17 protein-coding genes are annotated in these 23,844 nt (G+C 70.3%); 2 read left to right on the plus strand and 15 right to left on the minus strand.

Annotation, left to right across the window (positions count from 1 at the left end; genetic code table 11):
* Positions 1-123: 123 nt before the first annotated feature.
* On the plus strand, positions 124-1,416 hold the full coding sequence (locus ACZOOI_RS06260; protein WP_465279817.1) for a TerD family protein: 1,293 nt from the start codon (positions 124-126) through the stop codon (positions 1,414-1,416).
* Positions 1,417-1,621: 205 nt separating this feature from the next.
* On the opposite strand, the gene ACZOOI_RS06265 is transcribed toward ACZOOI_RS06260, so the two are convergent.
* From ACZOOI_RS06265 to pstC, 15 genes are all read right to left on the minus strand, one after another.
* Positions 1,622-2,662, minus strand: coding sequence for a hypothetical protein (locus tag ACZOOI_RS06265; RefSeq protein WP_465279818.1), 1,041 nt, complete (start codon positions 2,660-2,662; stop codon positions 1,622-1,624).
* A gap of 212 nt (positions 2,663-2,874) precedes the next feature.
* Entirely contained in the window at positions 2,875-3,810 is a 936-nt protein-coding gene (gene arcC, locus ACZOOI_RS06270; RefSeq protein ID WP_465279819.1) for a carbamate kinase, read from the minus strand.
* A 154-nt stretch (positions 3,811-3,964) separates the two neighbouring features.
* Positions 3,965-4,966, minus strand: coding sequence for an ornithine carbamoyltransferase (gene argF, locus ACZOOI_RS06275; protein WP_465279820.1), 1,002 nt, complete (start codon positions 4,964-4,966; stop codon positions 3,965-3,967).
* Between the two features lie 130 nt (positions 4,967-5,096).
* Positions 5,097-6,323, minus strand: coding sequence for an arginine deiminase (locus tag ACZOOI_RS06280; RefSeq protein WP_465279821.1), 1,227 nt, complete (start codon positions 6,321-6,323; stop codon positions 5,097-5,099).
* A gap of 221 nt (positions 6,324-6,544) precedes the next feature.
* Complete coding sequence (locus ACZOOI_RS06285; RefSeq protein WP_465279822.1) at positions 6,545-7,975, minus strand: APC family permease; 1,431 nt, start codon at positions 7,973-7,975, stop codon at positions 6,545-6,547.
* Positions 7,976-8,248: 273 nt separating this feature from the next.
* Positions 8,249-10,849 carry a polynucleotide kinase-phosphatase gene (locus tag ACZOOI_RS06290; protein WP_465279823.1) on the minus strand — a complete coding sequence of 867 codons (2,601 nt, stop codon included), beginning with the start codon at positions 10,847-10,849 and terminating at the stop codon, positions 8,249-8,251.
* Positions 10,846-12,735, minus strand: a complete 1,890-nt coding sequence (locus ACZOOI_RS06295; protein WP_465279824.1) for a 3' terminal RNA ribose 2'-O-methyltransferase Hen1 — start codon at positions 12,733-12,735, stop codon at positions 10,846-10,848. The genes ACZOOI_RS06290 and ACZOOI_RS06295 overlap by 4 nt, the downstream gene beginning before the upstream one ends.
* A 231-nt stretch (positions 12,736-12,966) precedes the next feature.
* Positions 12,967-13,872, minus strand: a complete 906-nt coding sequence (locus tag ACZOOI_RS06300; RefSeq protein ID WP_465279825.1) for a MerR family transcriptional regulator — start codon at positions 13,870-13,872, stop codon at positions 12,967-12,969.
* 107 nt (positions 13,873-13,979) lie between these two features.
* Positions 13,980-14,366 carry a YegP family protein gene (locus tag ACZOOI_RS06305; RefSeq protein WP_355529452.1) on the minus strand — a complete coding sequence of 129 codons (387 nt, stop codon included), beginning with the start codon at positions 14,364-14,366 and terminating at the stop codon, positions 13,980-13,982.
* The gene (locus ACZOOI_RS06310; protein WP_465281128.1) at positions 14,344-15,060 is read right to left on the minus strand and encodes a phosphate ABC transporter ATP-binding protein; all 717 of its coding nucleotides are present in this window, start codon (positions 15,058-15,060) and stop codon (positions 14,344-14,346) included. Before ACZOOI_RS06310 ends, ACZOOI_RS06305 begins: the two co-directional genes overlap by 23 nt.
* Positions 15,061-15,241: 181 nt before the next feature.
* Positions 15,242-16,204, minus strand: a complete 963-nt coding sequence (locus tag ACZOOI_RS06315) for a sortase (protein ID WP_465279826.1) — start codon at positions 16,202-16,204, stop codon at positions 15,242-15,244.
* Complete coding sequence (locus tag ACZOOI_RS06320) at positions 16,201-18,471, minus strand: hypothetical protein (RefSeq protein WP_465279827.1); 2,271 nt, start codon at positions 18,469-18,471, stop codon at positions 16,201-16,203. The genes ACZOOI_RS06315 and ACZOOI_RS06320 overlap by 4 nt, the downstream gene beginning before the upstream one ends.
* A 160-nt stretch (positions 18,472-18,631) precedes the next feature.
* Positions 18,632-20,248: a phosphate ABC transporter substrate-binding protein PstS gene (gene pstS / locus ACZOOI_RS06325; protein ID WP_465279828.1), complete on the minus strand. Its 1,617-nt coding sequence runs from the start codon at positions 20,246-20,248 to the stop codon at positions 18,632-18,634.
* Positions 20,245-21,426 carry a phosphate ABC transporter permease PstA gene (gene pstA / locus ACZOOI_RS06330; RefSeq protein ID WP_465279829.1) on the minus strand — a complete coding sequence of 394 codons (1,182 nt, stop codon included), beginning with the start codon at positions 21,424-21,426 and terminating at the stop codon, positions 20,245-20,247. Before pstA ends, pstS begins: the two co-directional genes overlap by 4 nt.
* Before the next feature lie 58 nt (positions 21,427-21,484).
* Positions 21,485-22,501, minus strand: coding sequence for a phosphate ABC transporter permease subunit PstC (pstC, locus tag ACZOOI_RS06335; RefSeq protein ID WP_465279830.1), 1,017 nt, complete (start codon positions 22,499-22,501; stop codon positions 21,485-21,487).
* A gap of 371 nt (positions 22,502-22,872) precedes the next feature.
* On the opposite strand from pstC, the gene ACZOOI_RS06340 reads away from it, so the two are divergent.
* Positions 22,873-23,841, plus strand: a complete 969-nt coding sequence (locus ACZOOI_RS06340; protein WP_396008479.1) for a PstS family phosphate ABC transporter substrate-binding protein — start codon at positions 22,873-22,875, stop codon at positions 23,839-23,841.
* Positions 23,842-23,844 lie beyond the last annotated feature (3 nt).

The following is a 23,844-nucleotide window of genomic DNA, read 5'->3' on the forward strand; positions in this document are numbered from 1 at the left end:
GAGCAAGAGTAGCGGACGAGCGGGTACGTTTCACCCCGGTTTTACTGACCCGTACGAGTGGGCACCCGATTTTTTCGCCGCAAAGGATGAACCGATCAGCCCACTCGTGTGACGATCGTGCGCATGGTGCAGCAGTTGGGCAAGGGACAGAACACGCCGGTGGCCGCAGCGAAGGTACGCGCGGTCTTCGTCTGGCGACCGGGGCCGAGTACGCCCGGCCTGGACGCGTCGGCGCTGTTGTTGGGTGCGTCGGGTCGCGTCTCTGGCGACGCCGACTTCGTGTTCTACAACCAGCCGACCCATCCCTCCGGCGCGGTTCGCCACGTCGGCAAGGACGAGGGGACGTGGTCGCGGGACGCGCTGGAGATCGATCTGGGGTCGATTCCGGCAAGCGTGGATCGGGTGGTGCTCGCGGCCTCGGCGCACAGCGGCACCTTCGCGGGTATCCGTGACCTGCACCTGTTGGTGAGCGATCCCGGGGCCGAGGTGGACCTGGTCCGGTTCGACATCGCGGATGCGACGGTGGAGACCGCGATGCTCGCGGGCGAGTTGTATCGCCGTGGTGGGGCCTGGAAGTTCCGGGCCATCGGACAGGGCTACTCGACCGGCCTGGAGGGGCTCGCCACCGACTTCGGCATCACGGTGACGGCCCCGCCTCCGCCACCCGCGCCTCCTCGGGTGCAGGCGCCCGCGCCGCCCCCGCCTCCGGTTTCGACACCGCCGCCGGCGCCTCGGCTGAACGTCCGCAAGCCCGAGCCGGCGCGTCCGCCGGTCACCCCGCCGCCGGCGAGCGCACCGGGCAGGCCGCCCGTGCGGTTGAGCAAGGTGACGCTGACCAAGGCTTCACCGATGGTGTCGCTCAGCAAGGAGGGCATCACCGGCAGCCGCATGCGGGTGAACCTCAACTGGGTGCAGGCCGCCCCCGGGCGCGGCATGCTCAAGCGGTTGATGGGGCCGACCGACCTCGACCTGTGCTGCCTGTGGGAGCTGAACGACGGAACCAAGGGCATCGTGCAGGCGCTCGGCAACATGTTCGGTTCGCCGGACAAGCCGCCGTACGTGTTCCTGGACGGCGACGACCGCACCGGCGCGAACACCGCCGGCGAGAACCTGTTCATCAACCTCGACCACAAGAGCAGCTTCAAGCGCCTGCTGATCTTCGCGTTCATCTACAAGGGTGTGACGTTCGACGACGCGCAGGCGGTGGTGACGCTGACTCCGGCGACCGGCCCCGAATTGGAGATCCGGCTCGACGAGACCGGCGGCGCGGCACGCTCGTGCGCGATCGCGCTCGTCCAGAACCAGGGCGGGGATCTGACCATCCAGCGCGAGGTGCGTTACATCAAGGGGAACCAGCAGAAGGTCGACCAGGCGTACGGCTGGGGCCTGCAGTGGCGAGCGGGCACCAAGGACTGACGAACGCGCCCTGCACAGGGCCATGACGGGGGTACGAGTGCGGTCGCAGGCGCAGGCGCGGTCGCACTCACGGTCGCGACCGTGCGCCGGAGGTGGTCGCGGGCACGTACCGGGTCGCGGTCGCGGGCGCAGGCGCGGGCGCAGGCGCCGACGGTCGCCGGCGCGGGCACGGGCGTCCCCCTCGCGGTCCGCGCGTCGCTCGTCGTCACGCGTCATCCGGGTGTGTCCCCTCGGGGCGTACTCCGATGCCGGGCAGGTCGACGTAGCCGCCGGACGTCCATGCTCGGGTGCGCAGCCGGCGTACGCCGTCGATGCCCCAGTACGCGAACGCCTCCAGGATCGACTCGGCCGCCGCGACGGCGTGTTCGGCGCCGGGGCGCAGCCACACCTGGCGCCCGTTGCCGGGCACGTTGCCCAGTTCGAGACGGTCCTGCCCGACCCGGATCTCGGCCGTGTGCGCGGGTTCGGCGACGTCGCCCAGCACCAGCAGGACCGGTTCCACCCAGCCGACCAGCGGCATGTCCACCACCAGCGAGGACAGTACGCGCGGCAGCGCATCGCGGAAGTCCGCCCAGTCGCGCGGGTCCGGCCCGAACGGCAGGAACAGTTCGGTCAGGCTCATGTCGGGGCGGCTGACACACCAGATGTAGGGCAGTTCGGCCAGTGAACCGGCCCGTTCGAAGCCGCGCCGTTCGAACGCCTCGCCGGCGCGCGTGGGGAACAACTCCATGACGAGCGCCTCGTTCGCGTCGTCCCGGGAGAGCCGCAGGGTGGTGCGGCGCGATCGCCAGCGCAACCACGCGGCGGGCCCGCCCCGCCAGGGCGCCGGGCCCAGGGCCGCGGTCAGTGCCGCGCCGAGCCTGGTGTGCGCGGCGTCCAACTCCCGCCCGCGGTCACGGACGTAGGGCACGGTGCCCCAGGCGCCGCCGCCGTAGGGGTACTGGCCGGGCACGGACGGGCCCTGGAACCCGGGCATCGGCGGCGGATCCGCCCGGACCGGCAGCGGAGCGGTGAAGCGGATACAGGGGGCGCCGTCGGCGCGCTCGCCGGGATCCCCCCGGCACAGCAGTCCGGGTATGCCGGTCTCGATGGCCACATACCCGTCCTCGTCCCGGCGAGTCTCCCAGCCGAGCCGCCCGGCGCTCTCCTGCAGGGCTTCGACGGACCAGTCCCCCCACTCGGCGCCGCGGGCGGCGAGCAGCGTTCGGGCGAGTGTGTCGGCGGCAGGCATCACGGAGACGGCCATGCTCGACATGGTCACAGGACACGGGCCGATCGGACCAGACCCTTTGCCGATCCGCGCTCGAAAAGATCGTCGACGAATGTGGGCCCGCAGGTGCGTCCGGCACGATCCGCATCGCCTGCGCACCCGTCGACCGCCGCCCGCGACCGCCACCCGCACCCGAGGACCCGCACCCGCCGGCCGCACTCGCGGCCCGTGTGTCGCCCGGTCGTCCCCTACAACAGGCTGGTCTCCGGATACTTGCCGCTCGGTGTGACGATCGTGCCGGCGTTGCCCCGCAGGATCTCGGTGGCCTGGTCGAGCGCGCCGATCGCGGCCATGTCGCCGGTCATCTCGACGAAGCGGCAGATCGCGTCGACCTTGGGGCCCATCGAACCGGCCGGGAAGTCACCGGCGCGCAGTTGCATGGGGGTGGCGTTGGTGATCTCCTGCGCGTCGGGTTGTCCGAATCCGCGCACCACGCGGGGGACGTCCGTGAGCAGCAACAACACGTCCGCGTCCAGGGCCTCGGCCAGCAGCGCCGCGGTCAGGTCCTTGTCCACCACGGCCTCGACGCCGGTGAGTTGGCCGAGTTCGTTGCGGACCACCGGTACGCCTCCGCCGCCTGCGCACACCGCGACGGCCCCGGAGGCGAGCAGTTGCCGAATCAGTCGGGTCTCCACCACGCGGGCGGGTTTGGGCGAGGGCACCACCCGGCGCCACCACTTGCCGTCCGCCTTGACGATCCAACCGCGCTCCTCGGCCAGCCGCTTGGCCTCGTCCTCCTCGTAGACCGGGCCGACGAACTTGGTCGGGTTCTGGAACGCGGGGTCGGCGGTGGAGACCAGGGTCTGGTTGATCAGCGAGCACACCTGTCGGCCCGGCAGCGCGTTTTGCAACGACTGGAGCAGCCAGTAGCCGATCATGCCCTGCGTCATCGCGCCCAGCACGTCGAACGGGTAGGGCTGGCTGAGCGACTGGTCGGCGGCGGACTGGAGGGCGAGCACGCCGACCTGGGGGCCGTTGCCGTGGGTGACCACGAGTTCGTGTTCGCGGGCCAGCGGGGCCAATGATGTGACCGCTTTTTGGATGTTGTGCAGTTGGATGTCGGCGTCGGGCTTGTCCCCGCGCTGAAGCATCGCATTTCCGCCGAGGGCGACGACGACGCGCATGGTGGATCCCTTCGGTCCGGGGCGGCGATCGCGAACGGCCGGCGGCCGATCGCAACGTCGCGGCAGATCACGATGAATGGGGTGTTCCGCAACCACGAGCGGCCCGGGTACCGGTGGTCCGGTGCCCGGGCCGCGCCGATCCTCGTACCGTGCTCTAGTCGCCGAGCGTGGCGACCATGACCGCCTTGATCGTGTGCAGGCGGTTCTCGGCCTCGTCGAAGACGATCGAGAAGTGCGATTCGAAGACCTCGTCGGTGACTTCGAGCGCCTCCATGCCGGTCTTCTCGAAGATGTCCTGCCCCACCTCGGTGTTGCGGTCGTGGAACGCCGGGAGACAGTGCATGAACTTGACCTTGGGGTTGCCGGTCGCCTTCACCACGTCCATGTTGACCTGGTACGCCTTGAGTTGCGCGATCCGGGTGTCCCAGACCTCCTTGGGCTCGCCCATGGACACCCACACGTCGGTGTAGAGGAAGTCCACGCCCTTGACGCCCTGCGCGACGTCGACGGTGTGGGTGATCCGGGCGCCGGTCGCGACCGCGATCTCCTTGGCCTTGTCGACGATCTCCGGGTCGTTCCACAGCTCCTCGGGCGCGACCATGCGCACGTCCATGCCCAGCATCGCGGCGGTGATCAGCAGCGAGTTGCCCATGTTGTTGCGGGCGTCACCCAGGTAGGCGAACGAGACCTGGTGCAGCGGCTTGTCGGAGTGTTCACGCATGGTGAGCATGTCCGCGAGCATCTGGGTGGGGTGCCACTCGTCGGTCAGCCCGTTCCACACCGGCACACCCGCGTACTTGCCGAGTTCCTCGACGTACTCCTGCTTGCTGCCGCGGTACTCGATACCGTCGTACATCCGTCCGAGCACGCGCGCGGTGTCCTTCATCGACTCCTTGTGCCCGATCTGGGAGCCGCCCGGGTCGAGGTAGGTCACGCCCGCGCCCTGGTCGTACGCGGCGACCTCGAACGCGCACCGGGTGCGGGTGGAGGTCTTCTCGAAGATCAGCGCGATGTTCTTGCCGACGAGGCGCTTTTGCTCGATGCCCGCGTACTTGGCGGCCTTCAGATCCGCGGCGAGGTCGAGCAGGTGGTTGAACTCCTTGGGGGTGAAGTCCAATTCCTTGAGGAAGTTGCGGTGACGCAGATTGAAGGCCATGGCTCCAGGCTTCTCTTCGGACGGGATCGAAAGTCGACGAAACATTCGGGCGAGACGTCGCACGACGAATCGCACAACGCATCGGTCGCAGACTCGGACGACGGGTCACCCGGATCGGCAAACCGCCAGGTTAGACGGCCTCGCGCTCCACCGGACAGCTCATGCAGCGCGGCCCGCCACGGCCGCGGCCGAGTTCGCTGCCGCGGATGGTGACCACCTCGATGCCGTTCTTGCGCAGGTAGGTGTTGGTGGTCACATTGCGCTCGTAGGCGAAGACCACGCCGGGCTCCACCGTCAGCACGTTGCAGCCGTCGTCCCACTGCTCGCGCTCGGCCGAGCGCACGTCCTGGGTCGCGGTCAGGACGCGGATGTCGGACAGATCCAGCGCGCCCGCGATCGCCTTGTGCATGTCGTGGGCCGGGTGGTCGGTGACCTTGAGTTCCTTCTCGTGCTCTCCCGGCTCGATCGTGTACGAGGGCAGCATGCCCATGCCCGCGTACTTGGTGAACGTCTCGCCGTCGAGCATCGTCATCACCGTGTCGAGGTGCATGAAGGCGCGCTTCTTCGGCATGTTCAGCGCGACCACCTTCGTCGCGGAACCGTGCTTGAACAGCGCGCGGGCCAGCGCCTCGACACCCTGCGGGGTGGTCCGCTCGCTCATCCCGACCAGGACGGCGCCGTTGCCGATGACCAGGACGTCGCCCCCCTCCATCGTCGCCGGGAAGCTGCTCTGGCCCGGGTTCCACACGTTGAAGTCGCCCTTGGCGAAGTTCGGGTGGTAGTTGTAGATCGCCTCGAAGTGCACGGTCTCGCGCCGGCGGGCGGGCATCATCATCGCGTTCACCGCGACGCCGTCGTAGACCCAGCACGAGGTGTCCCGGGTGAAGATGTGGTTGGGCAGCGGCTTGAGCACGAAGTCGTCCACGTCCATGGTGTGGAACGCGACGCTGTGCGGCTCCTGCATGTACTCGAGCACTTCGCGCTTGGTGATGCCGCCGACCAGGTAGCGGACCAGCTCATTGGCGTCGAAGCCCTCGAACAGGCCGCGCAGTTCGTCCACCGCCAGCAGGCCGAACTCGCGCTCGTCGAAGACCCGGTCCAGGACCATCTTCTTGGCGGCCGGCTCGCCGGAGAGCGTCTCGCGCAGCAGGTCGGTGAACAGGTGCACGCGAATGCCGCGATCACGCAACGCGTCCGCGAAGCCGTCGTGCTCCTCGCGGGCCCGCTTGACCCACAACACGTCGTCGAACAGGAGCTCGTCCTTGTTCGTCGGGGTCAGCCGCTTCATCTCCAGATCCGGGCGGTGCAGGATCACCTGCTTGAGGCGACCGGTCTCCGACTCGACGTGGAACCCCATGGAATGGTCCTCCTGACCGTTGCGAACTGCGATGTGCTTTCCGGCCATCGGGACCGGGTCTGGTTTCGGTGGTGGCACCGTCGGATCCGATGCGGTGGTGCTTCTCGGCTCCCGCTCGGTTCCGCTTCTACTTCTGCCGCCGTTTCCGTTTTTCTGCTTCCGTCTGCGGATGGTGTTTCCGGTGCCGCGGAGTACGAGGCGCGCCGCGAGCGCACGCCGGGCTACTCACGCATGTCCACGGCGACGTCCTCCTCGGCCTCGACGTAGGTCGCCTCCGTGCCGCCGGGGCCGTATTCGCCGCGCGAGGCCTTGACCCAGATGTAGACCGGGATGCCGAGCAGCAGCATGATCAGGCTCTTGAGCACCGCGTCCGAGCCCGCGCCGTAGACCATCCACAGGGTGAACAGGAAGCCCACGCCGGCGATGGTGAGGTCCTTGGCGAGTGCCGCGCGGCTGACCGGGCGCTCGCGGGTGACCAGCCAGAACAACTGCGCCGACGCGGAGAACAGGTACGGGATCACGGTGGTGACGGTGGCCAACAGCAGGATCGTCTCGAACGCGTCCTCGGACCACAGGTAGTTCACCGCGACCACGACCGAGGTCAAGGCCGTGGCGACCAGAATGCCGAAGGCGGGCGCGCCCGCCCGATTGACCGAGGCGAACGGTCGCGGGAACATGCCGTCCTTGGCCGCCGCGTAGGGCATCTCCGCGCACAACATGGTCCAGCCGTTGAGCGCGCCGATGCCCGAGACGATTGCCATCGCGGCCATGATGCCGCCCCAGAGGCTGCCGCCGAACATGTTGTTCAGCGCGTCGGAGAACGGGGCGGAGGAGTCGACGAGCTCGGCGTGCGGGACATTGCCCATCACCGCGATCGTGCTGAGCATGTACACCGCCGCGCATGCGAGCGTGCCGTAGATCGAGGCCCTGCCGATGTTGCGTTCGGGGTCCTTGACCTTCTCGGCGGCCACCGATGCGGCCTCGATACCCGAGTAGGCGAACACCACCAGTGCCGCGGACACCTGCAGGGCGCCGAGGAAGCTCTTGCCGCTCGCGTTGAACTCGCCGAAGTTGCCGCTCTTGACGAAGAACAGGCCGACGACGGCCACGAACATCAGCGGAACGAACTTGAGCACGGTGGTCACGACCTGGAACAGGCCCATGTTCTTGACCCCGGACAGGTTGATCAGGGCCGGGATCCACAGGCCGACCAGGGCGATCGCGATCTTCCCCGGCTCGGAGTCCCAGTGCAGGAAGTAGTTCACGTAGCCGACCCAGGCCACCGCGATCCCGGCGTTGCCGGCCCAGGCGGTGATCCAGAACGACCACGCGTTCAGGAAGCCGGGGAATTCGCCGAAGGCCTGGCGGGCGTAGGCGTAGGGGCCACCGGCTGCCGGGATGCGTGCGCCCAACCTGCCGAAGATCGCCGCGATCGTCAGGGCGCCGACGGTGACCAGGCCGAAGGCGAGGATGCTGATCGTGCCGTACTTGGCGAGGGTGGCCGGCAGCAGGAAGATCCCGGTGCCCACGACGCCGCCGACCACGAGCGCGGTCGCCTGCGGGAGGCCGAGGGTGCCTCGCGAGACGTCGTCCGTCGCGGGTTCCGCCGGAAGCGACGCCGTCGGGGCCTGGGGATCCACCGCGTGGCTCATCGCTGTTCCTCCGTGTGTCGAGGGGGCCCGGCACCGCGGATCGGCTCCGTTTTCCACCACATGGGGATCCTGCACCCGGGACCGGGCGCGAACCTCCGACACAGGTCACGACCTGCGACGACGCTCGGACCGATCGGCACAGGACCTTCGACCCGCTTCGATCGGCACACGGCACTGAAGCGACATACCCGAAAGTTTCCGGCAATCACCCGCGCGAGGGCGGTATCCGCGCCGGCACGGATACCGCCCTTGCTGCGAACAGGTGACGCGGTCTCAGAGCCTGGGGTCCACCGGCTCCGATTCCAGTGCCAGGACGGCAAAAACCGCCTCGTGCACGCGCCACAGCGCCTCGCCGGCCGCCAGCCTGTCCAGCGCCTCGGCGCCCAGCGCATGCTCACGCAGCGCCATCGAGCGCTTGTGGCCCAGACCACGATGGCGCAACCGCTCCAGGTTCACCGGTTCGGTGTAGTCGGCGCCGTAGATGATCCGCAGGTATTCCGGGCCCCGGCACTTGACCCCCGGCTGCACCCGACGGTTCGTCGCCCGTGCGGCCTCGCCCGCGAGCGGCTTGACCACCATGCCCTCACCGCCGGCGGCGGTCAGCTCGGTCCACCACTCGACGCCGGCCGTGACCTGCTCGTCGTCGGTGACGTCCACGATCAGCCGGCCGGTCGGCGCGAGCAGCCCCGACGGGTCGGCCGCCACCAGTCGGTCGGCGAGCGCGAGATGCCACGCGTGGTCCCGGCCCAGGTAGGAGCCGCCGCGCCCGGCGAGCACCTGGAACGGTGCGAAGCGCAGTCCCTCCAGACCGTCCGTCTCCCAGCAGTACCGGCCGTACGCGTCGACGAAGGCGTGTGCGTTGGCCTCGCGGCCCCTGATGCGGGCGGCCAACTCACCGACGTCGATCCCGCGTTCGAGTGCACGCGCCAGCGCGGCGCCGGCGACCGGCAGCGCGGAGGTCGCAGCCGCACCCACCGAGGCGTACTGCTGCCGCAGCAGCTCCTGCGCCTTGGCCGACCACGGCATCAACTCGGCGTCGAACAGCAACCAGTCGGTGTCCAGCTCCGCCCACAGTCCCGCGGCGTCGATCGCCCCGCGCAGCCGGTCCAGGAAGCCGTCGGTGGTGGCCCGATCGGGGAAGAAGGCGCGCCCGGTGCGAGTCCACACCGCGCCTGCGCCCATCCCCTCGTCCACGCCGAACGCCTCGCGCGCGGCGGCCTCGTTGCGGCACACCAGGGCGACCGCCCGCGAGCCCATGTGCTTCTCCTCGCAGATCACCTTGGTGACCCCGTCCGCCCGGAACTGCGCGAACGCCTCCGCCGGATGTTCGAGCAGCCCCGGCAGCGTGCCGGTCGCGCACGGCGCCATCGTCGGCGGCAGGTAGACCAGCCAGCGCGGGTCGATGGCGAACCGGCTCATCACCTCCAGCGCTGCCGCCGCGTTCTCCTGACGTACCGTCACCATGCCCGCGCCGGCCGTCTCGACATGCCGGCGACCAACCCCGCCGGGGCTCAGGTCGAGCACGTCGCCCAGGTCGAGGGTGCGCCCGTCGCGACCACCCGGGGCCTGTGAGGCCATCGGTCGCATCGGCTCGTACCAGACCTGTTCTGCCTGCACCGCGACCAGTTCGCGCTCCGGCCAGCGCAGCGCGGTCAGGTCGCCGCCGAACACCGCGCCGGTGTCCAGGCAGATCGTGTTGTTCACCCACACGGCGCGCGGCGTGGGCGTGTGGCCGTAGACCACGGTCGCCTTGCCCCGGTACTCGTCGGCCCACGGGTAGCGCACCGGCAGGCCGTACTCGTCGGTCTCGCCGGTGGTGTCGCCATACAGCGCGAAACTGCGCACTCGCCCGGACATCCGACCGTGGTACTTCTCCGGCAGCCCCGCGTGGCACACCACGAGCCTGCCCTCGTCGAGCAGGTAGTGGCTGACCAGGGACTCGCAGAAGTCGACCACCTCCCTGCGAAACTCCTCGCTTTCCGCGGCCAGTTGTTCGAGCGACTCGGCGAGTCCGTGGGTGGTCTTGACCTGTCGGCCCTTGAGCGCGCGCACCAGCTTGTTCTCGTGGTTGCCCGGTACGCACAGCGCGTGCCCCGCACCGACCATGCCCATCACCAGGCGCAGCACGCCCGGGGTGTCCGGTCCGCGGTCGACCAGGTCGCCGACGAACACGGCGGTCCGGCCCTCGGGGTGTGCGGCGTCGACCGGCCGCCCCGCCTCGTCGCGGGTGATTTCGTAGCCGAGTTCGACCAGCAGCGATTCCAACTCGGCGCGGCAGCCGTGGATGTCGCCGATCACGTCGAACGGGCCGGTCAGGTGCCGCAGGTCGTTGTATCGGCGCTCGTGCACGATCTCGGCGCGTGCCACCTCGTCCACGCCGGAGAGTACGTAAACCTTGCGAAAGCCCTCGCGTTGCAGACCGCGCAACGATCGGCGCAGATCCCGGTGCTGACGCTGGATCACCTGCGGGGGCAGGTGCATCCGGTCCGGGCGCGCGGAGTTGCGCGCCTGGCACTCGGCCTCGGGGATGTCCAGCACGATCGCGACCGGGAACACGTCGTGGTCGCGGGCGACCTTGACCAGTTGCGCGCGGGCCTCGCGCTGCACGTTGGTCGCGTCCACCACGGTCAGCCGGCCGGACGCCAGGCGCATCCGGGCGACGTGGTGGAGCAGTTCGAACGCGTCGCCGGAGGCGGACTGGTCGTTCTCGTCGTCGGCGACCAGTCCGCGGAAGTAGTCGGAGGACAGCACCTGGGTGGGCTTGAAGTGGGTGCGGGCGAAGGTCGACTTGCCCGCTCCGGTGGTGCCGATCAGGACCACCAGGCACAGGTCGGGCATGGTCAATGCACGGCGGGTGCTCGCGTCGTGGGTCATGCCGTTGCTCCGGTGCCTTCGTCGTCGGCGGTGGGGAGGGTTGCGGGTGCGGATGGGTCGCGGGTGGGCGGGATGCCGGCGACGTCGGTCTCGGTACGGGTGAGCACGACCATCTGGGTCGAGGGGCCGACCTCGGGATCGACCTCGCCGACCGGTTCGAATCGGGTCGCGTAGCCGTACGTGGCCGCCGCCTGTTCGGCCCACGCGCGGAACGTGGCGCGGTCCCACTCGAAGCGGTGGTCACCGTGCCGCATGGCGCCGGCCGCGAGGCCTTCGCCGCCCACTTCCTCGGGGGCGTAGCGGATGTTGTACTCGACGTTGGGGGTGGTGACCACGACGGTCGCCGGCCGGGCCGAGCCGAGGACGGCGTATTCGAGGGCGGGCAGGCGTGGTTCGTCCAGGTGCTCGATCACCTCGCACAGCACGGCCGCGTCGTAGCCGACGAGCCGCTTGTCGGTGTAGGTCAGTGCCCCCTGGATCAGCCGCACCCGATCGCGCTGCCGCTCCGACATCCGCGCGAGCTTGAGCTTGCGCTCGGCGATGGTGAGCGCGCGGGTGGACACGTCGACGCCGACGATCTCGCGAAAACGCGGTTCCCGGAGCAGCGCCCGGATCAACTTGCCGTCGCCACAGCCCAGGTCGAGCACGCGCTCGGCCCCGGCCGCCCGCAGGGCCGCCAGGATCGCGTCCCGCCGTTGCCTGGCGAGCGTCGGCGGCCGCTCGTCCGCACCCGCACCCGCGATCGCCCCGTCGGGGGTCGCCGGCGCTGTCGCAAGGACCGCGGTCACAGGCACAGCACCGTCGGCCGCGCTCGCAGCCGCAGCCGCAGGCACGGGCGCAGGTCCCCCGGTCGCAGGCGCACCCGCAATCCCGTCGGTCGCAGACGCAGACGCCACACCTTCGGTCGCCACCGCTCCCTCCGCACGCGCCGGCGCCACACCCGCAGGCGCAGCCCCACTCGCACCCGCACCCGCGCCCGCAGACGTCACATCCGCACCTGCGTCCGCACCCACCGGCGTCACGCCTGCGCCTGCGCCTGCGCCCGCGAGCGCGACCGCACCCGCGTCCTCGTCCGTCTCCGCCTCCTCGCCGACGTCGTCCGGTATCGCGTTGTCGAGGTGCTCCGGTGCGGTCTCGTCGATCTCGGCGAGGCGCTCCATCGCGCTGCGGGTGAGGGTGGGGCGACGCGAGAGGTAGCGGCTCGCGATCAGGTCGCGATCCGGGTGCGCGGACAGCCAGCCCTCGCCGGCGCGGAGCAGCTTGTCCACCTCGTCGGGCGCGACCCAGTAGTGCTTCGCGTTGTCCAGGACCGGGAGCAGCACGTACAGCTGCCGCAGCGCGTCCGCGAGCGGCATCGTGCCGGTCAACGCGAGCCGTACGTAGCGCGATTCACCCCACGCCGGGAAGCGCGGGTCCAGCGGAATCGGCTCGATCCCCACCTGCCATCCCAGCGGCTCGAACAGCCGCCGGACCATCTCCTCGCCACCGCGCGCGGGCAGCGCGGGCACCTCGATCTCCAAGGGCATCGGCATCGCGGGAAGTTCGGGGCGCGCGTCGCAGCGGCCCTGCATCGCGGTGCGAAAGACCGTGCCGAGCGCAACCGCGAGCAGCGACGACGCGGCGTAGGGCCGGTCGTTGACGTACTGCGCGAGCGCCAGGTCGGGCGAGCCCTTGGCTCCCTTGCCCCGCTTGACCCCGCGCGTGAGCGCGATCGGGTCGACGTCGAGCAGGAGTGCCGCGGTGCAGCGCGCGTCGTCCGCCTCGGGGTAGAAGACGTGTGCCTCGCCGTAGGTCGTGGAGAACCGTTGCGCCTTCCCGGGATGCTTGTGCAGCAGGAAGCCGAGGTCGGTGGCGGGCCGATGAGTGGTTGCGATGGTCAGGAACACCAGGCCGATTATGTGCCAGGCACCCGGTCGCCGACGATCGCTTTTCACCGACGTGCGCCCGCCGGCACGTCCTCCGACGCCTCCTCCGGTGCGCCCGTCGATCCCTCCTTCGGCAAGCCCTCCGACGCTCCCTTGGCGCACCCGCCGGCACGTCCTCCGACGGCGCGCTCGCCGGTGCACCCACCGGCAAGCCCTCCGGCACGCCGGCCGGCGCACCCTTCGACGGCGCCCTCACTCGTCGACGTCGACGGACAGTTCCACCACCGTGCGGGTTCCCGTCCCGCTCCCCGGGACCCCCTTCCCGCTCCCGGGACTGCCCGCGACCTCTCGCGGACAGTGCTGCCGCAGGGTGCCCAGGTCGATCGACAAGTCCCGCTCGGCGGCGGCCCGCACGAGCGCGGCGAACGCCGGATGCACGGCCGTGCCGTCGTCGGGGTCGTCGTCGGTGACCACGTGCTCGGTGGTCAGTTCGCGGCCGGCCGGACGCGTGCCGGCGATCGTCCGTCGGCCGGGAACGGACCAGCCCTCGGGTACCGGCGCGGCGAGCGGCACGCACAGCCCGACCTCGGCGCCGGCGTCGTCCGCGGGTCGCCCCAGGTCCAGCCAGAACGCTCCGGTGGGTGCGATGCCATCCGCGTGCAGGCTCGCGTACAGGTCGAGGAGGGCGGCCTCGATCGCGACGTCCGCGTCCACGGGGGTACCGCCCGGGTCCGCGATCACCGGGTCCGCGTCCGCAGGCAGCACGACGTACTCGACCACGCCGACCCAGGCCCGAGACGGGCTCGTGCGCAGGTGCACGTCGTAGTCGAGACCTGCGCCCGCGAGCACCCGCTCCGCCGCCGCGAGGGCTCGATCCTCGCGCGCCCGTTCGGTCACGACCGCCTCCCGCCGCGCGCGCAGCGCCTCGTGCGGGGAGCCGCCTTCACGCAGCGCGGTGCGGATGGCCGCGAGCGGTACGCCGGCGGTGCGCAGCGCGCGGACCAGGCCCGCCTGTTCGAGTTGGCCGACCGTGTAGCGGCGGTAGCGCGTGTGCGGATCCACGTCCGCGGGCACCAGCACGCCCTGTTCGTCGTACCAGCGCAGCGCCTTGACGGTCAGGCCGGTGGCGCGCGCGAAGTCTCCGATGCCGAGGAACATCCTCATCACCTCCGACCGACAACGGTGCCCTCTCCCGTGACGGGAGAGTCCACTGCGGGGGGCGCGCCGCCACGATCGTCGCGATCGCGGCGGGCGCGCGGCCCGGGTCACCAGTCGTCGGGCTCGGTGACGGTCAGCAGGCGGACGAATCTCTCGTAGGACACCTGGCAGCTCTCCAGGCGCTCGTAGGTGCGGGCCGACAACGCGACGGGGGCGCTGGGTTCGAGAGCCACGCTCCAGAACCAGCCCGGTGCGCCCGTGGCTCGTCCGATCACGGGCACGAGGTCGACCACCCGGCGACGTAGCCGGTCCAGCTCGATGCGGCAGGCCCCCGCCGTGACATGGCCCCGAGCGGACCGCGCGAGCACGCGTCCGTTCGGGGCGATGAGCCGCCACCGCACGTGCTGCTCGGCGTCCAGGTGGACGTCGTAGCGCGCGTGCCGTTCCGGCGTGCCGTCCGGGGCCCGCGACTCATCCGAAGCGACCGGCGACATAGTCGGCCGTCCGAGGGTCGCGGGGTGTGCCGAAGATCGCGGTGGTGGGTCCGGCCTCGACGATGTGGCCGGGGGTGTTCTCCGCCGCGAGGAAGAACGCACAGTGGTCGGATACGCGTTGGGCCTGCTGCATGTTGTGGGTGACGATGACGATGGTGATGTCGTTGCGCAGTTCGCCGATGGTGTCCTCGATCCGCCGCGTGGAGGTGGGGTCGAGCGCCGAGCACGGCTCGTCCATGAGCAGCACGTCCGGGTCGACCGCCAGTGAGCGGGCGATGCACAGACGTTGCTGCTGGCCTCCGGAGAGCGCGCCGCCGGGTTGCCTGAGCCTGTTTCTCACCTCCATCCACAGGCCGGCCCGCACCAGCGAGGACTCCACGACGGCGTCCTTGTCGGCGTTGCGCACGCCGGTCAGCTTCAGGCCGGCGACCACGTTGTCGTAGATGGACATCGCCGGGAACGGGTTGGGCTTTTGGAAGACCATCCCCACCCGTCGCCGGGTCTCGATCGGGCGGCGGGTGGAGTCGTAGATGTCCTCGCCGTCGAGCAGGACCCGGCCGGCGAGTTGCGCGCTGGGCACGAGTTCGTGCATCCGGTTGAGGATGCGCAGGAAGGTGGACTTGCCGCAGCCGGACGGCCCGATCAGGGCCGTGACCGAGTTGGCCGCCATCACGAGGTCGACGCGTTCGAGCACTTTGTGGGTGCCGAACCAGGCGCTGACGGCCTCCGCGGTGAGCGTCGAGCCACGCCCGCCGGCGGATTGAGCCGGTAAGGGCTGGGTCTGGGCTGCGGGAGCGAGAGTCGTCGCACCGCTGTCCGGGCTGGTCACGTGCGGAGCCTCCGGGGTGTGGAGTGGGACGGGAGGAGAACCGGCGTCAGAGCGTCGCCGGGAGTACGCGAGCGGCGGATTCGTACAGTGCCCACACGACGGCGAGCACGACCGGGGTGCCGAGCAGGAGCGTGACTCGGCGATCGGGATTGCGGCGCAGCGCCCAGACCAGGACGACGAGCACGAGCGTGAACGCCTGTGCCCACAGCAGCAGCCGCACGCCGGCGTCCGCGTAGCCGCCGGTGCCCTTCTCGTCCGCGCGTAGACCTTGCGGACGGCGACCCTCCTGGGCCTTGGGGGCGCCCTGCAGTTCGGCGATGACGACGGTGCGCCCACCGGGGCGGATCCACGAGTCGGCGGTGATCAGTACGAGCCGGTTCTCCCGGCCGGGCGCGAGCACGTCGTCCTTGCCGTTGGCGACGTGCCGGCGCTCGATCACCTTGTAGGTGAACTCGCCCTGTTGGGTGGTGGCTTCGATGCGTTGGCCGACGCGCAGCTCGGCGAGGTCCCGGAACGGGCCGCCGAAGGTGTGCGAGCGGCCCATGATCACGCTGTGCCCGCCCTGGCCGGGCAGGCCGCTGGTGCGCAGGTGTCCGGGTCCCTTGGCGAGCGAGTCCGCGGTGGTGCCCTCGACCACGACCTGGCGCACGCCGATCGCGGGGATGCGCAGCATCGCGACCGGGCTGCCCTTGTCGATGGTGCCGCCGAGCGGGCCGACGTCGCGGTAGAGCTCGTCGGAGAGCCGGTCGGCCAGGATGCTCTGGTCGCGGGCCTGTTGGATGTTGGAGACGACGTACAGGTAGCCGACGAAGCCCGCGATGAGCAGGGCGAGCAGGGCGACCGAGGCGCCGGCGATCGTGTACGGGTCCGCGCGCTCCGTGCGGGGTTTGCCCGCGGGCGCCGGCGGTTGCCCGCCGGTGCCTGCGGGCGCGCTCGCGGGCGCCTGTTCGGTCGCGGGTGCGGGCGCCGGCGCGGTCGCGGGCACCTTGGCGACGGTGTCGGCGCTCATGCGGCGGCCCCCTGGCGACCGATCAGGCGCAGGACGGCGGCCACTGGTGGTGGCCACCCGCCGGTGCGGCGCTTGTGTCCGAGCGAGAGCAGTACCGGGCAGGCGATCAGCGCGGCGCCGCTGACGCACATCAGGACCAGCAGTACGACCGCGGACGGGTCGCCGTCGAGCGCGTCCTTGATCAGGTTGGCGACCGGGGGGAACGGGCCCTTGTCGGCGGGCGGGGCGGCTGCGCCGACGGGAGTGGTGGAGGGCGAGGCCGAGGGCGCCGCGGTCGGGGTGCCGGTGGGGTCGGCCGGGCCCGGGGTGTTCGGGCCGCCGTTGTTCCCGGTGCTCGTCCCCGCCGAACCGGCGGCGTTGTTGCCCTGGTCGACCGGTGCGGTGGTGGGCGGCGGCGTCTCGCCGGTCCACTTGGGCGCGTCGGCGATCTTCTTGCGGGCGTCGGTGATCTGCTGCTTCTGCGCGTCGCCGAGCGGGACGTAGCCGGGCGGGAGTGCGCCGGGCTGGAAGCTGCCGGTCTGCACCTGACCGGCGGTCGCCGCGTAGGCGAGGAAGGCGTCGATCTTGCCGGCCTTGGCGGCGGTGAGCTTGTCCGTGGAGACCATCGCCACGTTGGTGATGGTGAGCGGATAGGCGTTGGCCACGGTGCTGCGGTAGTCGTTGGTGAGCGTGACCCCGTCCGGCCCGGGCTTGGCGGCGGCGAGGCCGGCGCGGACGGTCGCGGGGTCGGTCGGGTCGACGAAGTTGCCCGCCGCGTTGCGAAGCTTGGCCACCGGGGTGCCCATCCGGGCGGCCGCCTCGACCGAGGTGATCGCCATGACGTTGTGGTAGCCGTACTTGTCCTGGCCGATGTCCTTGGGCCCGGTCTCGGTCATGGTGCGGTTGGTCGGGATCGAGTTGCCGAGCCGGTTGACGATGTCCTCGTACACGGTCTGCGGCACGTTCGTGTTGGTGAGCATCTCCAGCCGGTTGGTGTACACCGCCATCGGGTAGTTCGCCGCGCCGATCCGCCAGTCCGGCGGGCACACGACGCCGTTGGCGTCGGGTGTGCCGGAGAGCCAGGTGACGGTCTCCGGATCGGACGCGAGCCACGACGTCAGCGCCCAGATCGTGTCGTCCTGGACGCCGCGCAGGATCGGCGTGCGCAGGTCCAGGGGCCAGTTGCGGGCCTCGTTGATGGCCTTGAATTCGGGGTCGTTGGCCAGATACACGATCGCGTTCGGCCCATGCGGCGCGGCCTGGTAGGCGCCGGTGATCAGCTTCGCGATCAGTCGAGGGGTGAGTTTCATCGACGTGATCGGTAGGCGGGTTCGGGTGTCGTCGATGTTGAACGAGAAGGCCAACGCACCGTTGGTCAAGGGCGCGTACACGGTCTTGGCCTTGTCTCGGACGCCCCCCAGCGCCACCGGTCTGGCCTGATCCAGCGCGCCGCCGATGGGCTGCTGGGTGACGCCGATGTCGACTCCGTCGCTGAGGAAGACCTCACGACCGCTGGGTCCGGAGCCGGCGCTCACCGTCATGTTCACGGTGTTCGTCCGGGCGGTGCACAGCCCGAACACCCACGAGGCGCCCGCCTGGGTGAACTCGCCGGCACCGTTGACCGAGAGGTCCGGGTGCTCCATGCCGGGGCAGACGTCGGGGGCGGGTACGAACGACAGTGGCGTGACCGCGGCCTGGCCGGCGGCAAACGCCAGCTCCATGTCGGTGTCCAAGGGCCCGAAGCCTTCGCCCAGGAGAATGTTCGCCTTCGGCCGGAACGAGGAGACGGTGCTTCCGTCGGCGGGCATCACGAACGCCACGACCGAGCACAGCTGCCGGTCGGTGCAGCCCAGTTCGGTCAACCGCAGGGCCGGCCGCACCTGGAGCCACACCTGCCCGGACCCGTCCGCGGCGGTGGGCAGTCCGGTCTGCTTGGTGGCCGCTCCCGGCGAGGACCCGTCGGGCTGACCGATCTCCTCACCGTTTCGCGTCCAGCGCGGAGCCCAGCAGTCCCGGGCCTTGGGCGCGGTGCCCTTGCACTGCATCACGACCACGGCGTTGGTATCGGCGGCCAGGGTGAATCCGGTCCACTTGACCAGGATTCGCTGGTTCACCAGGTTCGTACTCTGCGACACGGTCACGGTCGGGCGGCCCGGTTCGGCCGCGGCGGCCGAACCGGTGGCAACCACGCTCAGCCATCCCGAGAACAGCGCGACGCACAACGCGAGGACACCGGCAACGGTCAGCGCCCGGCCTTGCGAAGTGGTGGATCGTTCGATGCCGCTCACGGCAACTCCACTTCTCTCACTCGCATTCGGGACCGTCTCCCGACGAGGACGACCCGCGCCGATCCTCGCGCGGCGCGGCGGTACCGGGGGAGCCGAAACCGGCACGGTGTTCGAAAGTTCGTCTGTGGCGCACGGACCGGACATCTCCCGGCCACCCGACTCAACCGACATCGGGCCCACCACTCCCTCGGCCGAGGCGGCTGTACAGGAACGGCGCACCGAACACCGCCGCCGCCAGGCAGACCAGCGTGAGGGCGTAGAACCACACCGGTGGCAGCGGCGGCGAGTCACCGGCGTCCACCGATCCTGCGCTGACCGGCCCGGCGGAGCCGGACTTGTCGCCGCCGGCCAAGACTTCGCCGGTGCCCTGGTCGGGGGTGGCACCGCCCGCACCGTCCTGGCCTTGACCGCCGGGGGTGGCCGCGCCGGGCGTGTCGCCGGGCTTGGGGGTGTTCCCGTCCCCGCTTCCGTTCCCGTTACCGTTGTTCTGGTTGTTCCCCCCGCCGGGACCGTTCTGCTGTTGCTGTTGCTGCTGCTGGTTCTTCTGGTCCGGCGGCACCCAGGCGGGGTCGAAGGTCGGGTTCGGGCAGGCGTCGTAATCCGCCTTGGTCGGCTTGTTCAGGTTCGCCGGCAGTGCGCCCGGGTCCGGTGCGCCGGGGATCGACTTGATGGCGTCGTAGCCGAAGCTCACCAGTTTGGGCGGCAGCGGTGAGTAGCCCAGTCGCGGTGCCTGCCCCTGCCCGGCGCACAGGAAGTACTTGATGAACCTGCCGAGCGTTTCGCCCTTGGACTCGTCGAAGGAGAACTGCTTGGCGGCCGGCACGATCATGTAGCTGTAGCTGGAGATCGGGTAGGCACGCCGATCCGGGTTGGTGTAGACGTCGTCCAGGATCTGCGTACTGTCCGGGTTCAACCGGGCCTTGGTGAGCGCGATCGACACCGCGTCCGAGGTGGGTTGGGTGTAGACGCCGGCGGCGTTCTTGATCGAGGCCACCGGGAACTGACGCTGGATGGCGTAGGCGGTCTCGACGTAGGTGATCGCGCCTTCGCCGTATCCCGCCGCCACGTAGTTGGCCACGCCTTCGGAGCCGGCCTGTGCCTTGGTCGCGCCCTTGACCGGGAACTCCGAGGTCATTCCGCCGGGGAAGAACGGTCGCCAGACGTCGTTGACCTGGTTGGTCAAGAACGCGGTGAACTGCGCACTGGTGCCGGAGCCGTCGGAGCGCACGACCGGGGTGATCGGGGTCGCCGGCAACGACAGCGCCGGGTTGTCGGCCTTGATCGCCTGGTCGTTCCACACCCTGATGCGATTGGTGAAGATTCCGGCGATGGTGCGCGGGGACAGCTGGAGATTGCGGACCTGCTGACCGCGGATCTTCAGGTTGTACATGAACGAGGTGCCGCCGGCGACGATCGGCAGGTACTTGAACTTGGTGTTCGAGTTGGCCAGGGCCGCGAGTTCGTTGGTGGCCGCGCCGGTGCGGTCGACGTAGTTGCCCTGGAACGGGATCTCGGAGACCGCGAAGTCCACCAGGTGGTTCATGAAGTCGGTGCGACCGGCGGTGGACCCGTTGGGCGTGTAGTCGACCGCGAGGCCGCGGGCGGCGACGTCGGCCGCCCACTGCATGGTCGCGGGCGAGCTCCAGGTGGAACCGCTGCCGTGGATACCGGTGGCGGCCGAGGCGGTGCCGGTCGGCAGGGCGAGCAGGGGGACGGCAAGCGCGGACACGATCGCCAGCCGTAGCAGGCGCCCGGGCAGGCGCGTGATCCTGGTCATGAAGTGGGCTCCGGGGTGAGGGACTTGGCGACGGCGGTGGCGCGCCGCCGCTTGCGACGACCGGACTCGCCGGGGGCGCGACCGCCGATCAGGCGCGCGAGCGAGAACAACACGAGGACGATGAGCAGCAAGGTCACGCCGGCTCCCCAGGCGAGGGAGTTGAGCTCGTCGCTGGGCGACTTGTAGTTCACCCAGATGAAGTACGGCAGCGAGGTCTGCACACCACTGAAGGGGTTCCAGTTCATCCCCGCGCCGCCGCCCGCGACCAGCAGTACGGGCGCGGTCTCGCCGACCACGCGGGCACAGCCGAGGATGACGGCGGTGACCAGGCCGCTGCGGGCGGTGGGCAGTACGACGTTCCACAGGGTGCGGAACTCCCCCGCGCCCAATGCCAACGACGCCTCGCGCAGCCCGTTGGGTACCAGGCGCAACACCACCTCGGTGGCGCGCGTGACCACCGGCATCATCTCCACCGACAGCGCCAGGCCGGCGGCGAGGCCGCAGAAGCCCTGGCCGAGCGAGATGACGAAGAAGGCGTAGACGAACAGGCCCGCGACCACCGAGGGGATCGCGGTCATCGCCTCCACGACCACCCGCACCACCACGGCGAACCGGCCGCCGACCTCGTTCATGTAGATGGCGGCGATCACCCCGAGCGGAACGCTCAGCACGATCGCGATGCCCATTTGTTCGAACGTGCCTACGACGGCGTGCGCGGCGCCGACCGCGACCCCGTCGGCGCTGAGCGCACTGAAGTGCCGCTGGGTGGCGGTGAAGAAGTCGGTGTGCAGGATCCGGCCGAAGCCCTTGACGAAGACGTACCCGATGACGGTGACCACCGTGCCGACCATCAGGGCCGCGCCGGTGGAGATGACCGCGCCGGCCACCCGGTCACTGGCGGCCACTCGGTCCAGGCGCATGCGGGTGGCGATCGCGTACAGCAGCAGGAAGCTCGCGTAGGCGGTGATCAGGTAGCCCTGCCAGCCGGCGACCGGCAGGATCCGCCCGTACAGCACCCACGCGAAGCTCGCGCCGGCGACCGCGGCGCCGAGTGCGACGCCGATGTCGTCGGGGGCCACGCGGCGCAGTGCCACGCGGGCTTCCTCCGGTGGTCGCGGCGCGGGCGCGGGCGGCGGCGCGTCGGGCCCGGGCCGAACGATCGGCTCGGTGACGGTCATCGTCGTGGATCCCCTCGGTGGTGGGTCTGGTGGAGCCGGGGCCGCTGTGCGTCGTTGCTCAGATCTCGGTGGACTTGCCGCTGCGCGAGCGGGCGACAAGGACGCCGGCGACGGTGTTGACGGCGAGGGTGAGGACGAAGAGCGCGAGGCCGGCGGCCATCAGCGCGGAGATCGACTCGGTGTCGGCCTCGCCGTACTTCAGGACGATCAACGAGGAGATCGTCGAGCCCTGGCCGTCGAGGATGCGGAAGGAGAAGTCGGTGTTGAACGAGATGATCATCGCGACGGCGATGGTCTCGCCCAGGGCTCGGCCCAGGCCGAGCATGACGCCGCCGATCATGCCGCCGCGTCCGAACGGCAGGACCACCGCGCGGATCACCCCCCAGCGGGTGGCGCCGAGCGCGAGCGCGCCCTCCTTCTCGCCGGGCGGCGCCTGGCCGAAGACCTCGCGGCTGACCGAGCAGCAGATCGGGATGACCATGGTGGACACCACGACGCCGGAGATGAACAGCGAGGAGCTGAACTGGCTGTCCACGAAGCGGGCCTTCACGTCGATCGTGCGGATCTCGAAGATCGGCAGGAAGTCCAGGTTGGTGGCCAACCACCGGCTGACCGGGATCAGTTGGGGTTGCAGCACGAAGAAGCCGAAGATGCCGTAGATGATGCTCGGCACCGCGGCCATCAGGTCGACGATCGAGGTGAGCACCCCGCGTAGACGCCGGGGGGCGAACTCGGTGATGTACAGGGCGGCGGTGAGTGCGATGGGCACCGCGACGACGAGCGCGACGATGGCCACGAGGACCGTGCCGGTGAGCAGGCCGCGCACGCCGAAGGTGCCGCTCTTGGGTTCCCACACGTCCTCGGTGAGGAATCCCCAGCCGGCCCGGTCGAGCGCGCTGCTGCCCTGGTAGAGCAGGTAGCCACCGATCGCGGCGAGCAACCCCAGGACCAGGATCGCCACGCCGCGCGTGGTCCAGCGGAACGCGTGATCGGCCCTGGTCCGACGTACCGCGATCCGCCGGGGCGCATCGATGAGTTCCGGCGACTCGGGTGCGAACACGGGCGGGTGTGCCATGGCTTTCGGCTCCTGGAAGCGGGTGGCGAACCGACCTGACGGTTCGTCATGTCGCCCGGCGATCAAGCCGGATGCCCCTCGCCTGGAGACAACCAGAGCGCAGCCCCTCGGCAACTGTCCGCTACGGAAACAACCGGTGCCGAGGGTGTACGGCAGGCGTCGTATCCGTGCCGCAGAGGTTCCGGTGTGTCCGGTTTCCGTTACAGGCGCGGTCCGTTCGCGTCGACGCCTCGCGCAGCCCGATCCCGTTTCCCTGCCGGACATCCCACGACGATCAAGCCGCCGGCAGCGTTGTCGGCGTCGGCCACTGCGGTCGATGGCCAGCAGATGCCAAGAGAGAGTTGAGACTTCGAATGTCCAGCGTCTTCAGCATGCGCAAGACCGCCACCGTACTGGGCACCGCGACCGCCGCCATGGCGCTCGTCGTCGGCGCCAACGCCTCGGCGAACGCGGCCACGTACGTCAACGCCGGTTCGGACACGCTGCAGAACGTCACCGCGGCGCTCACCTCGGACTATGCCGCCAACGTCGACCCGGGTGGCAACAACTGGATAACCGTCAACGCCGGCGTCCCCGCCGGTGGCCAGGCGACCGGCAAGGCCGCCTGTGACACCCAGTACGGTGCCGGCAAGAACCCGTGGCCGAACGGCTCGGGCGCCGGCATCAACGCGCTGCTGGCCGAGCGCGCCGGCACCAGTGCCAACTGCCTGAGCTTCGTTCGCTCCTCGCGTGGCCCGAAGGCCGGCACCCCCGAGACCACGCTGACCTTCACCCGGGTCGCCGGCGACGCCGTCACCTGGGCCACCAAGAAGGTCGGCGCGCCCGCCGGCCTGACCTCGGCGCAGCTGCACGGCATCTACGACTGCTCGATCACCAACTGGAGCCAGATCAACCCGAGCCTGTCGGGTGCGATCCAAAAGCACATCCCGCAGGCCGGTTCCGGCACCCGCCAGGAGTTCATCGACAAGGTGCTCGGTGGCTTCGACCCGACCTCGGCCGCCAACGGCGCCTGCGCCGCGACCGTGATCCAGACCGCGCAGGAGAACCGCGGCGACGCGCCGCAGATCACCTCGACCGACGCGATCATCCCCTTCTCGCAGGCCGCGTACGGCGAGCAGACCAACCCCGCGTCGGGCGTGACCAACCACACCAATGGCTTCACCCCGCGCAGCATCGACGGCAAGGCGCCGAACGCGAGCGGCTTCGTCGGCAACCGCAACGTGTACTTCGTCTACGACCCGGCGGACACCGAGAGCGACACGGACACCATCGCGTTCATCAACTGGGCCAAGGCCCCGGCGCAGCAGGCGATCTGGACCACCTTCGGCTTCGTCGTCTGACCC

The sequence above is a fragment of the Embleya sp. L77 genome (assembly GCF_055557415.1).